This window comes from Paractinoplanes bogorensis (assembly GCF_018829635.1).
GTDB classification, from domain to species: domain Bacteria; phylum Actinomycetota; class Actinomycetes; order Mycobacteriales; family Micromonosporaceae; genus Actinoplanes; species Actinoplanes bogorensis.
In genome coordinates, this window is record NZ_JAHKKG010000004.1 from 579,256 (window position 1) to 593,085 (window position 13,830).

Consider the following 13,830-nt stretch of genomic DNA (forward strand, 5'->3'; position numbering starts at 1 on the left):
TGATGTCATCCGGGTCGATTCACTGTGCGGACTGTCCTATTTACTTAGTTCGCCGAGCTCGAACTCGTTGCCCTGGACGCCGGTCAGGAATGCCGCCCATTCCGACCGTGTGAAAGCCAGCACCGGACCACTCGGGTCACGGGAATTGCGTACCCCGATGACGCCTCCGACCAGCGCCACCTCTACGCAGTTCGTCTCTACGCTGCCGCTGGACTTGCGCCACCGGGCCGAACGGAAATCGGGCCGATGCATGACTCGCCACCTCCGTCGATCGGGTCGATGCACTCAGTCCATCGTATGAGTAAACGGAGTGGCGCGATGTCCAGCGATCTGTCCGGAAGCCGACTGTCAATTTATCGCAGTCAATCACTTGAATTCCGCGCGATTTTCCCGAAGGCCGGGCTGGGTCGCGCCGGGCCGGGCCGGGTCGCGCCGGGTCGCGCCGGGTCGCGCCGGGCCGGGTCGCGACCGCGGCCGCGGCCGCTCAGAGGAGCTCGCGGGCGGCCGCCCGGCGCAGCTTGCCCGACGGGGTCTTGGGCAACGAGCCGGGCGGCAGGATCCGCACCGCCGCCGGCCGGGCGTCGATCTCGGCCACCACCCGGGCGGTCACCTCGCGGGCGATCTGCTGCGCGGCCGCCTCGTCGCCGGCCTGCTTCGACTCGGCCAGCACCGCGAACGACTCGCGGGCGACCCCGTCGCCGGTCAGCAGGCGGACGGCGGCGACGTTGCCGTCGCGTACGCCGGGAACCGCCCCCGCCGCCCGCTCGATGTCGGTCGGATAGATGTTGCGGCCGCCCATGATGATCACGTCTTTGCGGCGCCCGCAGACCACGATCTGACCGCCGGCCAGGTAGCCCTCGTCGCCGATGTCGAGCCAGCCGTCGGCGTCGCGGGCCGGCTCGTAGCCGCCGGGCGTGATGTAACCGTCGGTCACCGACTCGCCCCGCAGCTGGATCCGGCCGACCTGGCGGTCGCCCAGCGGCTTGCCGTCGTCGTCGACCACCTGCACGTCGACGCTCGGGAAAGGACGGCCCAGCATCGGGATCTCGCGCGTGCCGCCGGTGGCCACGCGGTCGCGTTCGAGCGCGACCGGATCGACCGCGTCCAGCATCATCGGGTCGGACACCCCGGACAGCGAGATGACCAGGGTGCTCTCGGCGGCGCCGTAGCAGCAGTTGACCGCGCCCGGGTCAAATCCGAACCGGGCGGCGGCGGCGACGAACGCGCGCATGGTGGACGGGTCGATCGGTTCCGCGCCGTTGCACGCGACGCGCAGTTTCGACAAATCGAGCGTGCCCGGTTCGAGGCGGGCGAGCTGCCGGGTGAGCACCGCCCACGCGAAGTTGGGCGCGGTGGTGATGGTGCCGCCGTACCGGCTGATGAGTTCGGCCCACAGCAGCGGCCGGCCCAGGAAGTCGGCCGGGGTGACGCTGACCAGTTCCAGGCCGCTGAGCATGGGCAGGGCCAGACAGCCGATCATGCCCATGTCGTGGAACATGGGCAGCCACGACACCATCACGCCGTCCTCGCCGCAGCTCAGATGGGTGCTCGCATCGCTCAGATTGGCGAACAGGTTGCGGTGCGTGATGCGTACCGCCTTCGGCTCGGCGGTCGACCCGCTGGTGAGCTGGAGCAGTGCCGGATCGTCCTCGCCGGCCTCGACCGGCTCGCTCTCCGGCCCGCCGGCCAGTTCGGCGGCACCGGCATGAGCGATCCCGTACGCGTCCAGGGCCGGCGCCATCGCCTCGAACGGCGCGCCGACCACGACCAGCCGGGCATCGATCATGCGCAGCACCCGTACGGTGTCGTCGCGCCACACGGCCAGGTCGGTGCGCGGGGTGGGCTGGTGCAGCATCGTCACGCTGCCGCCGGCCAGCCAGACGCCCTGGGCGACCGGCGCGATCTCGGCCGGCATCCCGGCCAGCACGGCCACCGCCTGACCGGGCCGGAGTCCGCGCCCGGCCAGACCCCCGGCCACCCGGCGCGCCTGCCGGTGCAGCTCGCTCCACGTCCGGCGGTCCGCCTCGCCGGGTTCCCCGGTCACCATGCCGGTGCCCGCCCGGCCGGCGTTGGCGACAATTCCCTCGACGAAACGACTCACGCGATCCTCCCGCGGTGGACGGTTCTCGATCCGTCCTCACGCTACGCGGCCACCCTCAAGATCGCGTTTCGCTGTCCACAGCAGCCGTGCGGGCCGGCTGATTGTGGACAACGGTCGCCCGGGCCCGGAAACGGTGTACCGTCACGGGCCGGCCCCCTGGGTGGGCGGGGTGGGGTCAGTTGCCGGGCAGATCGGCGGGAAAGGGCTCGGCGAAGTCGGCCGAGCGGCTGACGGCGGCCCACTCGTCCACCTCGGCCAGCTGCGCGCGGGAGTAGTTCTGCGCGAGGCCGACCGCGCCCGCCCCGAGCACCAGGTGCGTGGGCAGACTGTCGCGCTTCATGACGCGCACCAGGATCTGCGCGGCCCGCTCGGGATCGCCCGCCACCTGCGCCGGCTGGGTGAGGCTGTTCGCCTTGGCGCCGACCGTGACCGCGTAGTCGGCCGGGATGTCGTGCACGCTCATCGACGATCCGGCCCAGTCGGTCGCGAAACCGCCGGGTTCGATCACGATCGTGCGGATGCCGAGCGGCGCGGTCTCGGCCGCGAGCACGCGCGTGAAGCCGTCGACGGCGAACTTCGCCGCCTGGTAGGAGCCCAGACCGGGGGTGCCGCCGACGCGACCGCCGATGGACGAGAACTGAGCGATGATGCCCGCCCGCTGCGCCTTCAGCACGGGTAGCACGGCCTGCGTGACGTGGTAAACGCCCCAGAAGTTGGTGTCGAACTGCCGCCGGAAGTCGTCCTCGCCGGTCGTCTCGATGGGCCCGATGTTCGCGTAGCCGGCGTTGTTGACCACTACGTCGATCCGCCCGAACTGCTCGACGGCACCGGCCACGGCGGCCACGGCGGCGCTCCGGTCGGTCACGTCCAGAGCCAGAGGCAAGACCCGTTTCCCGTACGCCGCCACGAGCGCATCGAGATCAGCGGGCTTGCGGGCCGTCGCGACGACCTTCTCGCCCGCCTCCAGGGCGGCGCGGGCGAGAGCAGCGCCGAAGCCCCGCGACGAGCCGGTGATGAACCATGTCTGTGTCATGAATTTAGTGAAACGCCGTTGCGCTAATATCGCAACGCTGTTGTGTAACATCGGGGTGTGACGTCCGCGACCCCGCACCGGGCCCGCAGTGCCGAGGCCAAGAAACTGCGCGAACGCGCGATCCTGGACGCCGCGCGCGCACTGGCGTCCGAGCGGAGCGTGCGTGAGGTGACGCTCACCGACGTGGCGGCCGCGGTCGGCATGCACAAGTCGGCGATGCTGCGCTACTTCGAGACGCGCGAGCAGATCTTCCTGGCCCTGACCGCGGCCGGCTGGCACGACTGGTCGGCCACTATCCGCACCGCCCTGCCGGAAACGAGCGACGCGTCCACGGTGGCGGCGGTGCTGGCGCGCACGTTGAGCGAGCGACCGCTCTTCTGCGACCTGCTCGCCCAGGCGCCGCTCAACCTGGAACGGAACGTGTCGTTCGAGACCGTCCGCGCCTACAAGCTGGCCGTGCTGGCCGAGGTCGGCGCGATCGCCGACGACCTGGAGCGTTCGCTGGGCCTCGACGGTGAGCAGGCCGTCGACGTGGTGGCGACGGCGACGAGCCTGGCCGGGGCGCTCTGGCAGATGGCCGCGCCGGGCACCCGGCTGCGCGAGTTCTACGAGTCGTCGCCCGAGCTGGCCCACGCCGTCGTCCACGTCGAGCCCCGCCTCGCCCGCATCCTCGAGGCCCTGATCGACGGGTTCCTCAGATCTCCAGCTGCTGCTCGATGAGACGAAGGCGGTGCCGCGCCATCGCCAGGTTCGCGCGGTCCCGGTGCAGGGCGAGATAGACGAACAGGCCGCGGCCGTCGGGTGAGGTGACCGGCCGGATCAGGTGGTACTGCGAGCCCAGCGTGACCAGGATGTCCTCGACCTTCTCGTGCATGCCGAGCATTTCCAGCGTCCGCAGTTTCGCCCGCAGCACCTCGGTGTTGGCGGCTGCCGCGACCGAGACGTCGAAGCCGAACCCGCCGCCCGCCGTGCCCAGCGCCATGCCGCTCGTCCAGTCCACGATCGCCACCGCGATCGCTCCGTCGACCTGCAGCGCGTCCTTGAGTGCCACATCCATCTCGGCCATGTCCCCGTGCTCCCTCCGTCGTGGGATCCAGCATGGATCGGAACGGTGATCGTCGATCGGACAGCGAGTCCGTCCGGCCGGGGCACTGCTGATTCAGGGTGGTGTCGAACGGGTCGCGAGTTGAAGACTTCCGCAATTCGGCAGATCTCCCATTGCGAAATCCTTCGACGAATGGTGGTGGGGAGTCGCCGATGTCCGTGCCGCTCTATCAGGCCAAGGCCGAGATGTTCCGGATGCTGGGCCATCCGGTGCGTATCCGGGTGCTCGAACTGCTGCAGGCCGGTCCCCGCCCGGTCCGCGACCTGCTGGCCGAGATCGACGTCGAGCCGTCCAACCTCTCGCAGCAGCTGGCCGTCCTCCGCCGCACCGGCGTGGTCGTCTCGTTCCGCGACGCCGGCCTGGTCATGTACGCGCTGAGCACGCCCGACGTGGCCGACCTGCTGGCCGCGGGCCGCCGCATCCTGGGTGCCGTGCTGACCGACCGCGACGGCCTGCTGGCCGAGTTGAGAGCGCACGCCCCGGCCGACCGGACGGGCGGAAACCGATAGGGTGCGTCGATGGAACGCACCGCGCTGGTCACCGGCGCCTCGTCCGGGATCGGCCGGGCCACGGCCGCCGCGCTCGCCGCGAAGGGCTACCGGGTGCTCGGCACCAGCCGGAATCCGGACACGGTCGAGCATCCCGTCCCGGGCGTCGAGTTCCTCGCGCTCGATCTGACCGATGCGGCCTCGATCGAGGCGCTGGCGAAACCCCTCGCGACGGTCGACGTGCTGGTCAACAACGCCGGCGAGAGCCAGTCCGGCCCGCTCGAGGAGCTGCCCGCCGAAGCGTTGAGCCGGATCTTCCAGGTCAACGTCCTCGGACCCGTACGGCTGGCGCAACTGGCCCTGCCCGGCATGCGTGAGCGGGGCTACGGGCGGGTGGTGATGATCGGCTCGATGCTGGCGTCGTTCCCGCTGTCCTACCGGTCGTCCTACGTCGCCACGAAGGCCGCGATCAAGGGCTTCGCCAACGGCGCCCGGCACGAATATTCCCCGTACGGCGTGTGGCTGACCACCGTCGAACCGGGCTCGATCAGCACCGGCATCAGCGAGCGCCGGACGAGCTACATCGGGCCCGGCTCGCCGCACCGCGCGGATTACGAGCGGATGCTCGCCGCGCTCAACCGCAACGAGGCCGCCGGGGTGCCGGCCGAGCGGGTCGCGGCCACCATCGTCACCGCCATCGAGGCGGACCGGCCACGCCAGCGTTATGCCGTGGGCAGCAACGCCCCGGTCGTGTTCCCGCTACGGCGCCTGGTGCCCGCGGCCCTGGTCGAGAAGCTCACCCACCGCCGGCACGATCTGAGCCGCTGAGTCCTCGGCGCGGGCGGGCTTTCCGAAGAAGTAGCCCTGCCCGTACCGGTATCCGAGTTCCCGCAGATAGCCGGCCTGCTCCGCGGTCTCGATGCCCTCGGCCACGGCCCGCAGGCCGAGCCCGTTGCTCACGTGGATCAGCGCGTCCACGATCACGGCCCGGCCGGTGCCGGTGATCTCGTCGACGAACGACTTGTCGACCTTGAGCACGTCGACCGGGACCGTGCGCAGCAGGCCGAGCGACGAGTGCCCGGTGCCGAAGTCGTCCAGCGCGATCGACACCCCGGCCCGGTGCAGCGCCTCGACCGCCTCGATGGCCACCCCACCGCCGAAGATGGCCGTCTCGGTCACCTCGACCAGCAGGGCGCGCGGTTCCAGGCCGCATTCGCGCAGGATGCCGGTCACCACCTCGGCGAAACCGGGCTCGCTGAGCTGCCGCGCCGACACGTTCACGCTGATGTAGGAGGGCGCGTCCGGCCGGTCGCGCTGCCAGTCGGCCAGTTGCCGGCACGCCGTCCGCATGATCCACTCACCGAGCTCGACGATCAGCCCGTTGTCCTCGGCGATCGGGATGAAGTCGGCCGGGCTGACGAAGCCGCGCACCGGGTGCACCCAGCGGACCAGAGCCTCGTAGGCCACCGTACGGGCGTCGGCCAGCTCGACGATCGGCTGGTAGACGACGTGGAAGTCGCCGTCGGTCAGGCTGTGCCGCAGGTCGGCCCCGAGCCGCTCGGCCGCCTCGGCCTGCTCGTCGAGCCCGGCACTGTAGACGACCAGGTGCCCGCCGCCGGTCTTGGCCGCGTACCGCGCGGTGTCGGCCCGTCGCACCAGCTCGGTCGCGTCGGCGCCGGAGCCGGAGGAGACGCCGAGCCGGGCACTCAGCAGCAGCTCGTGCTCGCCGGCGTGCACCGGGCGGCGGACCAGATCGGCCAGCCGGCCGGCCACCGCCTCGGCCTCGCCCGGGCGGGAATCGCACACCAGCACGGCGAACTCGTCGGCGCCCATCCGTGCGACCAGGTCGCCGTCGCGGACACTTTCGCGCAACAACCCGGCCACCGCGACCAGCGCCTGGTCGCCCGCCGCCCGGCCCAGCCGGTCGTTGATGTGCTTGAAGCCGGCCAGGTCGAGCATCACCACCTGACACGGTTGCCGGGTCACGGCGGTCGCGGCCAGCCGTTCGAACTCGCGCCGGTTGGGCAGGCCGGTCAGGTCGTCGCTGGTCGCCTGCCGGCGCAGCAGCACGGCCTGCTTGTCCACCCGGGCGATGTAGCCGTTCAGCCGGCTCGCCACGAGCACGAAAAGCGCCATCGAACCGAACGCCACGGTCAGCCAGCCGCTGCGCCCGCCGGCCCGCTCGCCCTGGAGCAGCATGACGGCCGGGACGAGCAGCATCGACCCGGTCAGAACGAGCAGCCGGCCCCGGCCCGGGTTGTCGTGCGGGCGTACGGGCGGAAGGGTCGCCGACGGGTGCATGGCGGCGGCGCCCCAGAACGCGTACGCGAGCAGATAGCCCGCGAACAGGAACGGCGCGAAACCGTCGGTGAGCGGGATCAGCGTGTACGCGCCGTTGGCCACTACGGTCAGCAGACTGCCCACGATGAGCAGCCACTGACTGACCGTTCGCGCACCCTGTTGCAACAGCATGGGCACGATGACCGCGCAGAGTACGGCGCCGGCCGTCGGGTAGCCGGCCGTGACCAGCCGGGCCAGCACCGGGATCGAGTCGTCGAGCAGGATCGGCTCGATCATCAGGGCCCAGTAGACGATGCCCACCCCGACCGTGATGATGGCCGAATCGATCAGGGTGCCGCCCGCGAGCCCGCCGCGCTGACGAGCGTGCAGGAACAGCGCCGCGACGAGCAACGGATAAGACCCGAGGTAGCAGCCGTCGGCCCACGACGGGAACGGCACCGTCGCGACCAGCGCGCTCTGGATGCCGTAGACGACGTCGCCGAGCACCCACAGGGCGATCCCGGCCGCGAACAGGTACCAGGAGGCGGCGGACAGGCCGCGCTGCCGGCGGGCGCCGAGGATCATCATCACGCACGAGCCGACCGAGACCGAGAACGACACGGTCGCCTGGACCGCCGTCGCCGTCAGCACGGGGGAGGCGAGCGCGGCCGTGCCCGCCAGGGCGAGCCAGACGGCCCACCAGCGGGCGGAGAACTTTCTCGGCACGTCCGTATTTCGGCGTTTTCGGCCGAAAGTTGAGAATTATGCCGGTCGGCGCAGCGCGTCCAGCATGCGGACCGCCTCGTCCCCGTCGGTGGTCTCGCGTCCCGCGCCGCCGGCCGGAGCGGCGGTGCCGAGCGAGACGGTGACCGCGTCGGGGATCAGGCGCTTGGCCGAGGCGTGCACCGCCTGCACGCCGGTGGCGACGACGGCGGTGACCGCGTCCGGCCGGATGCCGCCGCCGGCCATGATCTCGATGCGGCCGGCCGCGGCGGTGACCAGGGCCGACAGCGCGGGCAGGGCGTCGGCCACGCGGGCCGCGCCGGCCGAGGTCAGGATCCGCCGCACGCCCAGCTTGACCAGGTCGTCGAGGGCGGCGCCGCTGTCGGCCAGGGTGTCGAAGGCACGGTGGAACGTCACCTCGGCGCCGGTGTCGGCGATCCGGCCGATCAGATCAAGATCAACACGGCCTTCCCGTACGCCTCCGACCACCACTCCGGACGCACCGGCGGCCAGGGCGTGCCGCACGTCGGCCAGGGTGGTCGCCACCTCGGCGGGGGAGTAGTCGAACCCGCCCGGCCGGGGCCGCACCAGCACGTGCACCGGCGGGATCCCCGGGGTTGCCACGGCCGCCTCGATGAAGCCCAGCGACGGTGTGACCCCGCCCAGCGGCAGCGCCGAGCACAGTTCGATGCGATCGACCTCGAGGCGCGCGGCGACGTCCAGCCCGTGCGCGTCCTGAACAGCCAGTTCGAAGGCAACCATCAGGGCGCGGTCTCCAGTTGTCGGTGCGGGCCGGTGGACCCGGCCAGTATCGCACCAACAACTGTTAGCACTCCTATCAGATCCCGGCTTTCTCGCGCCGGCGTCCGGCCTTCGCCCGCGGCTCGCTGGTCAGCGGCTCCCGGCCTTCTCCAGCAGCTCGCCCGTGGCCTCCCACAGGCGGCGCTCCCGGTCCCGGTTGTGGGCGATCGGTTTGACCTCGGTGAGCTTGCCGCGAACGACGAAGGCGCCGTCGCGCAGCCCGGCCCACCGGGGGTCGAGGGCGAGCGAGGCCAGTGTGGGGCCGGAGTTCTCCGGTGTGGCGATGCCGGGGATGCGGGCCAGCGCGCGGCCCGCGGCCTGGGCCGCCTCGGGGGCGCCACGGCCGAGGGCGGTGCCGGGCATCCAGCCGGGCTCGTAGACGACCACGTTCACGCCGGCGCCGATCTGCCGCTGCAGCTCGTGGGCGTAGTAGAGGACGGCCAGCTTGGCGTTGGAGTAGGCGGTGCCGCTCGATTCCATCCCCGGGTTGGCGTCGCCGGTCGCGGGCCGGGACATCTCGACCGGGTCGGCCCACTTCGCCGGCGGCACGTGCAGCAGGCGCCGCCAGAAGTTGGCGTGATAGGTGTTCGAACCGATCAGGATGATGCGCGCCGACGGCGCGAACCGGTCGTTCAGGTCGGCGATGAGCTGCGCGTGGGCGAGATAGTTGACCGCGAAGGTCAGTTCGTAGCCGTCGGCCGACGCGGTGCGCGTATCGGTCGTCATGGCGCCCGCGTTCGCGACCAGAGCGCTCAACTTGCCGTCTTCTCCGAGCAGTTGCTGGACAGTGGCCGCGGCGGCGCGCACGTCGGCCAGGCGGGCCAGGTCGCAGCCGACCTCGTGCACGGTCGCGCCCAGCGCGCGGGCCTCGGCGGCGACCTCGGTCAGGCCCGGTCCGGCCCGGCCGACCAGGATCAGCTCGGGACGCTCGGCGGCCGGACGAGCGGCCATGTCCAGGGTGGCGGCGCGGCCCAGACCACGGGTCGGGCCGGTGATCAGCACGGTTGTCATGCTCCGAGTCTGGATGCCGGGCCCGGCCGCAGGCAGTCGTTCGGTTTTCGTAGGACTGGCAGGGCCAGGACACTTGTCGCGGCGGCGAGCAGACTGGGCCGTATGGAACTGGACCACACGGAGTCATGGGAGTTCGGCCGGACGCTGCGCCGCTGGCGTGACCGTGTGACGCCCGAGGCGGTCGGGGTGCCCACAGGCCGCCGGCGCCGGGCCAGCGGGCTGCGCCGGGAAGAGCTGGCCGGGCTGGCCGGCATCTCGGCCGACTATCTGACCCGGCTCGAGCAGGGCCGCGCCACCGCGCCGTCGGCCCAGGTGGTCGAGGCCCTGGCTCGGTCCCTGCGGGTCTCCGACGCCGAGCGCGACCTGCTCTACCAGCTCGCGGGCCACGCCGCGCCCGGGCTCGACGTGGTGTCGTCGCGGGTGCCGCCGAGCGTGCAGCGCCTGCTCGACCGCTTGTCGAACACGCCCGTCGTGGTCTACGACGCGAGCTGGACGCTGGTGCTGGCCAACGCACCCTACGACGCGCTCATGGGCGAGACCTCGGGCTGGCGCGGGCTCGAGCGCAACGCGGTCTGGCGCAACCTGCTGGCCCCGCCCAACCGGGTGGTGCAGACCGCCGGGGAACACGCCGTGCTGGTGGCCGGCCTGGTCGCCGACCTGCGGCTGACCGCGTCCCGCTACCCGGCCGACCGCGGGTTGCGGCGGCTGATCTCCGCACTGGCCGACGCCAGTCCGCGGTTCACCGAGCTGTGGGAGTCCGACGCGCCGCCGCCGACCGGCGACAAGTCCCGGCACAAGACGATCGAACACCCGTCGGTCGGCCGGATCACGCTCGACTGCGACGTGCTCCACGTGGCGATCGACGACCTGCGCATCATGGTCTACACGGCCGAGCCGGGCACCGAGGACGCCGAGCGGCTGGCGCTCGCCGTCGTGCTGGGCACCCAGAGCCTGACCGCGGGCTAGGGGGGCTGTCCCGCTGCCGACGCATGAGGTGGGTTCCTCTGCGACGATCCTCCGGTCATGCTCGACAGCATGGCCACCGCCGACCCACCACCCTCGCCTGTCACTCGTGCGCGGCCGGGCGGGAACCGCCTGGGCTGGCCGGGGGTCGTCGCCGGGTTTCTGCTCGGCACGATGGCCGCCGGCATCCTGGTCAACGTCGTCAGCGATGACGGCCGGGCCGGGCCGGCGCTGGCCGCGGTCACCGGCCTGGCCGCGACCCTCGCCCTGTACGGCTGGCTGCGCCGTTACCCTGGCTCGATCCTGCAGCGCGTTGCCCGTGCCGTCCTGTGGACTCTGGCCGGCGCCGCCGTGCTCCTCACCCCGTTCCGGCCGGGCTGGACGATCGGGCTTACCGCCGCCGCCGTCGCCCTGCTCACGGTCACTGTCCTGCTCGCGACCGCCTTGGAGACCGCGGGGCGGTTCCTCGGCGGAGCCGCGGTCGTCGGGGTCGGTGTGGCCTCCGTCGTGATCGGGGTGGCCGTGATGCGCAGCGAACCCGTGCTGGCCGGTGTCGGTTTCGTCGGGCTCGGTGTCGCGTCCATATTGCTGGGGGTGGGTGCGATGCGCGGCCGTGAGGTGTTGTCCAACCTCGCACTCGCCGGGATCGGCGTCGCCGCTGCGCTGTCTGGCGTAGCGATGATGAGCAGGGGCTTGGTGTTCGGCGGGGGCGCGCTGGCCGTGGGTGGAGTCGCGATCGCGGTGCTCGGACTGGCGTGGCTGCGCGACGGCCTCGTGCTGGCCGGTGTCGCTCTCGTGGGGGGCGGAGTCGCGATGGCGTCGCTCGGGGCGGCGCTCATGCTGTACGGCAACGCGCTGGCTGGTGTCGCGTGCATGGGCGGCGGCGCCGCTCTCACCGTGGCCGGGGTGGCGTGGCTGCGCGGCAACGCCGTGCTCATCGCTCTGGCGACTGTCGGACTCGGCCTCTCGGTCGTCGTGCTCGGAACGGCGTCGATGCGCGGCGGCGTGCTGTTCGGCATCGCACTCATCGCGGCCGGGATCGGGACCGCGGTGCTCGGGGTGGCGTCGTTGCCGGCCGGGGCTCAGGTGATTCCGTGGCGACGCTGGTGGACGGGGGTCACCGCTGATCGGCGTGGAACGGCGGAGATGCCGGTCGCGCCGGCCGACCGGCGAGCCGATCCCCGGGAGGAAACCACCCCCTGAGTCAACGGACCGGGTCACACCACCGCCCGGCCGACCGATCGCGCGGGCCGTCTTCCCCGCTAGAAGCTGGTCGCGCGCGAGACCTTCTCCCAGGCGGCCAGCTCGGTGCGGACGCCGTCGAGGTGGGTGATGATGCCGTCGACGGCGTCGTCGCCCAGCGGCAGGCGCAGCGGAGTGCTGTCGGCGTCCAGGGCCGTGAGAATCGCGGCGGCGGCCTTGGCCGGGTCGCCGGGCTGGGAGCCGTCGACCCCCTTGATCATCGTGCGGGTGGGGCCGACAGTTGATTCGTACGCGGGAAGGCTCCGGCTCTCGAGCAGGCCGCCGCCCGAGAAGCTGGTGCGGAAGGCGCCCGGCTCGACGATCAGGACCCGGATCCCGAGCGGTCCGACCTCGGCGGCGAGCGCCTCCGAGTAGCCCTCGAGCGCGAACTTGGTGGCGCAGTAGGCCGAGAAGCCCGGGTAGGCGACCTGACCGCCGAACGACGAGAACTGCACGATCGCGCCGTTCCCGCGTGCGCGCATGCCGGGCAGAACTGCGCGAACGAGCGCGGCCGGACCGAAAACGTGCACTTCGAAGAGGGACCGCAGCTCGTCGTCGGTGGTTTCCTCGGCCGCGCCGACCTGGCCGCGACCGGCGTTGTTGACCAGCACGTCGATCCGGCCGTAGCGGCGCTCGACATCCGCGACGACGGTGGCCGCGGCGTCGGCGTCGGTCACGTCCAGGCGTACGGCGTCGACCTGGTCGGGGTGGGCGGCCACCAGCTCGGCCAGCGTCCCGGGGCGGCGGGCGGTGGCGACCACGACGTCCCCGGCGGCGATCGCGGCCTCGGTGAGCGCGCGGCCGAAACCGCTGTTGGCGCCGGTGATCAGCCAGACTCGGTTGTTCTCAGACATGACCCCAGCGTGCGGCGCCGCCGGATCGCCGTCCAAGACACGCTGTGATAACCAAGTGGCATGGACGCGCACCTGCGGGATCTGCGGTACTTCCTGGCCGTGGCCGAGCACCTGCACTTCACCCGGGCCGCCGAGGAGCTCTACGTCAGCCAGCCGGCGCTGTCGAAACAGATCCGCGCCCTGGAGAAGCAGTTGCGCGTTTCGCTGTTCGAACGTGACCACCGCGATGTCCGGTTGACCGCCGCGGGCAAGGCCTTGGTGCCGCATGCGCAGGCGGTTCTGTCCGCTTGGCACGCGGCCGAACAGGCATTGCTGACCGCAGCGAACACATTGGTCGTCGGCATGAGCACGGCGCCGGGGCGGGGACTGCTTCCGGCCGTACGGGCGCGCTTGTCCGACGTCAGTCTGCAGGTGCGCCAGGTGCCGTGGCACGACCCGACCGGCGGGCTGGCGGCCGAGGAGACGGACGCGGCGTTCGTGTGGTTGCCGATGCCGGCGCCGGAACGCTACCGATGGGTGACCGTGGCCACCGAACCCCGGCTGGTGGCGCTGCCGGCCACGCACCGGTTGGCGGCGCAGACCACGGTGGACTTCGCCGACCTGCTGGACGAGCCGTTCCTGGCCCTGCCCACGTCGAGCGGCGCTCTGCGCGACTACTGGCTGGCCGTCGACGCGCGACCCGACCGCCCGGTCACCGTCGGCGCCGAGATCGCCAACACCGAAGAGACGGTCGAGGCCGTCACCGCCGGCCTGGGCGTGTGCCTGATCGCCGCCGGCAACACCTCGCTGATCGCCCGGGACGGCGTGGTCGTGCGGCCGGTCGGCAACCTGGCGCCCGGAGAGCTGGTGCTGGCCTGGCGCCGCGACGACCGCCGCCCGTTGCTGGCCGCACTGGTCGCCGCCGTGCGGGCGTCGCTGTAGCCGCGCGTCCGGCAGCCTTCCGTAGCCCTGCAGCCGTTGCCGCCGTCCGGCCGTGCGGCCGTTGCAGCCGTGCAGCGGTGTCCCCGTGCAGCCGTGCCCCCGTGCAGCCGTGCCCCCGTGTAGTCGTGCCCCGTGCAGCCGTGCAGCCGTGCCCCGTGCCCCCCGTGCAGCCGTGCCCCGTGCCCCGTGCAGCCGTGCCCCGTGCAGCCGTGCACCCGTGCACCCGTGCAACCATGCATCGTCATGCAGGTGCGGGCGGGTCCATAGCCGTTGGCTATCGCAGCAGGTCTTGGACGTGGTGCCGGGGC

At 72.1% G+C, this 13,830-nt stretch carries 14 protein-coding genes; 6 read left to right on the top strand and 8 right to left on the bottom strand.

The genetic code is table 11. The features are described 5' to 3' along the window. Positions 1-36: 36 nt before the first annotated feature. The 3 genes from KOI35_RS14490 to KOI35_RS14500 form a co-directional block, all read right to left on the bottom strand. Entirely contained in the window at positions 37-252 is a 216-nt protein-coding gene (locus tag KOI35_RS14490) for a DUF397 domain-containing protein (protein ID WP_215787556.1), read from the bottom strand. A gap of 232 nt (positions 253-484) precedes the next feature. Then, positions 485-2,101 (bottom strand): fatty acyl-AMP ligase, encoded by a 1,617-nt coding sequence (locus tag KOI35_RS14495; RefSeq protein ID WP_215787558.1) that lies wholly within the window; start codon positions 2,099-2,101, stop codon positions 485-487. Between the two features lie 175 nt (positions 2,102-2,276). After that, positions 2,277-3,134 (bottom strand): SDR family NAD(P)-dependent oxidoreductase, encoded by an 858-nt coding sequence (locus tag KOI35_RS14500; RefSeq protein WP_215787560.1) that lies wholly within the window; start codon positions 3,132-3,134, stop codon positions 2,277-2,279. Positions 3,135-3,191: 57 nt separating this feature from the next. Here KOI35_RS14500 and KOI35_RS14505 point away from each other — a divergent pair, with 57 nt between their 5' ends. Further along, positions 3,192-3,854: a TetR/AcrR family transcriptional regulator gene (locus KOI35_RS14505; RefSeq protein WP_215787562.1), complete on the top strand. Its 663-nt coding sequence runs from the start codon at positions 3,192-3,194 to the stop codon at positions 3,852-3,854. Here KOI35_RS14505 and KOI35_RS14510 read toward each other — a convergent pair. Beyond that, positions 3,829-4,200, bottom strand: a complete 372-nt coding sequence (locus KOI35_RS14510) for a hypothetical protein (RefSeq protein WP_215787564.1) — start codon at positions 4,198-4,200, stop codon at positions 3,829-3,831. The genes KOI35_RS14505 and KOI35_RS14510 overlap by 26 nt on opposite strands. A gap of 191 nt (positions 4,201-4,391) precedes the next feature. Here KOI35_RS14510 and KOI35_RS14515 point away from each other — a divergent pair, with 191 nt between their 5' ends. Continuing rightward, positions 4,392-4,748: an ArsR/SmtB family transcription factor gene (locus tag KOI35_RS14515; RefSeq protein ID WP_215787566.1), complete on the top strand. Its 357-nt coding sequence runs from the start codon at positions 4,392-4,394 to the stop codon at positions 4,746-4,748. Positions 4,749-4,757: 9 nt separating this feature from the next. After that, the gene (locus KOI35_RS14520) at positions 4,758-5,555 is read left to right on the top strand and encodes an SDR family oxidoreductase (protein WP_215787569.1); all 798 of its coding nucleotides are present in this window, start codon (positions 4,758-4,760) and stop codon (positions 5,553-5,555) included. Here the strand turns inward: KOI35_RS14520 and KOI35_RS14525 are convergent. The 3 genes from KOI35_RS14525 to KOI35_RS14535 form a co-directional block, all read right to left on the bottom strand. Then, positions 5,487-7,733: a putative bifunctional diguanylate cyclase/phosphodiesterase gene (locus tag KOI35_RS14525; protein WP_308120980.1), complete on the bottom strand. Its 2,247-nt coding sequence runs from the start codon at positions 7,731-7,733 to the stop codon at positions 5,487-5,489. The genes KOI35_RS14520 and KOI35_RS14525 overlap by 69 nt on opposite strands. A 36-nt stretch (positions 7,734-7,769) precedes the next feature. Further along, positions 7,770-8,492, bottom strand: a complete 723-nt coding sequence (locus KOI35_RS14530; RefSeq protein ID WP_215787571.1) for a copper homeostasis protein CutC — start codon at positions 8,490-8,492, stop codon at positions 7,770-7,772. A 129-nt stretch (positions 8,493-8,621) separates the two neighbouring features. Beyond that, positions 8,622-9,542: an SDR family NAD(P)-dependent oxidoreductase gene (locus KOI35_RS14535; RefSeq protein WP_215787573.1), complete on the bottom strand. Its 921-nt coding sequence runs from the start codon at positions 9,540-9,542 to the stop codon at positions 8,622-8,624. A 102-nt stretch (positions 9,543-9,644) separates the two neighbouring features. Between KOI35_RS14535 and KOI35_RS14540 the strand changes: the two genes are divergently transcribed. Then, the gene (locus KOI35_RS14540; protein ID WP_215787576.1) at positions 9,645-10,508 is read left to right on the top strand and encodes a helix-turn-helix transcriptional regulator; all 864 of its coding nucleotides are present in this window, start codon (positions 9,645-9,647) and stop codon (positions 10,506-10,508) included. Positions 10,509-10,565: 57 nt separating this feature from the next. Next, entirely contained in the window at positions 10,566-11,708 is a 1,143-nt protein-coding gene (locus KOI35_RS14545) for a hypothetical protein (RefSeq protein ID WP_215787578.1), read from the top strand. 59 nt (positions 11,709-11,767) lie between these two features. Here the strand turns inward: KOI35_RS14545 and KOI35_RS14550 are convergent, their stop codons facing one another. Then, positions 11,768-12,601 carry an oxidoreductase gene (locus KOI35_RS14550; protein WP_215787581.1) on the bottom strand — a complete coding sequence of 278 codons (834 nt, stop codon included), beginning with the start codon at positions 12,599-12,601 and terminating at the stop codon, positions 11,768-11,770. A gap of 60 nt (positions 12,602-12,661) precedes the next feature. Between KOI35_RS14550 and KOI35_RS14555 the strand changes: the two genes are divergently transcribed. Continuing rightward, positions 12,662-13,522 carry a LysR family transcriptional regulator gene (locus tag KOI35_RS14555; RefSeq protein WP_215787583.1) on the top strand — a complete coding sequence of 287 codons (861 nt, stop codon included), beginning with the start codon at positions 12,662-12,664 and terminating at the stop codon, positions 13,520-13,522. Positions 13,523-13,830 lie beyond the last annotated feature (308 nt).

Excerpts from the sequence above, each read along its gene's own strand:
- KOI35_RS14490 (WP_215787556.1), bottom strand. The coding sequence starts at position 252 with ATGCATCGGCCCGATTTCCGTTCGGCCCGGTGGCGCAAGTCCAGCGGC.
- KOI35_RS14500 (WP_215787560.1), bottom strand. The coding sequence starts at position 3,134 with ATGACACAGACATGGTTCATCACCGGCTCGTCGCGGGGCTTCGGCGCT.
- KOI35_RS14510 (WP_215787564.1), bottom strand. The coding sequence starts at position 4,200 with ATGGCCGAGATGGATGTGGCACTCAAGGACGCGCTGCAGGTCGACGGA.
- KOI35_RS14515 (WP_215787566.1), top strand. The coding sequence starts at position 4,392 with ATGTCCGTGCCGCTCTATCAGGCCAAGGCCGAGATGTTCCGGATGCTG.
- KOI35_RS14520 (WP_215787569.1), top strand. The coding sequence starts at position 4,758 with ATGGAACGCACCGCGCTGGTCACCGGCGCCTCGTCCGGGATCGGCCGG.
- KOI35_RS14530 (WP_215787571.1), bottom strand. The coding sequence starts at position 8,492 with ATGGTTGCCTTCGAACTGGCTGTTCAGGACGCGCACGGGCTGGACGTC.
- KOI35_RS14535 (WP_215787573.1), bottom strand. The coding sequence starts at position 9,542 with ATGACAACCGTGCTGATCACCGGCCCGACCCGTGGTCTGGGCCGCGCC.
- KOI35_RS14540 (WP_215787576.1), top strand. The coding sequence starts at position 9,645 with ATGGAACTGGACCACACGGAGTCATGGGAGTTCGGCCGGACGCTGCGC.
- KOI35_RS14545 (WP_215787578.1), top strand. The coding sequence starts at position 10,566 with ATGCTCGACAGCATGGCCACCGCCGACCCACCACCCTCGCCTGTCACT.
- KOI35_RS14550 (WP_215787581.1), bottom strand. The coding sequence starts at position 12,601 with ATGTCTGAGAACAACCGAGTCTGGCTGATCACCGGCGCCAACAGCGGT.
- KOI35_RS14555 (WP_215787583.1), top strand. The coding sequence starts at position 12,662 with ATGGACGCGCACCTGCGGGATCTGCGGTACTTCCTGGCCGTGGCCGAG.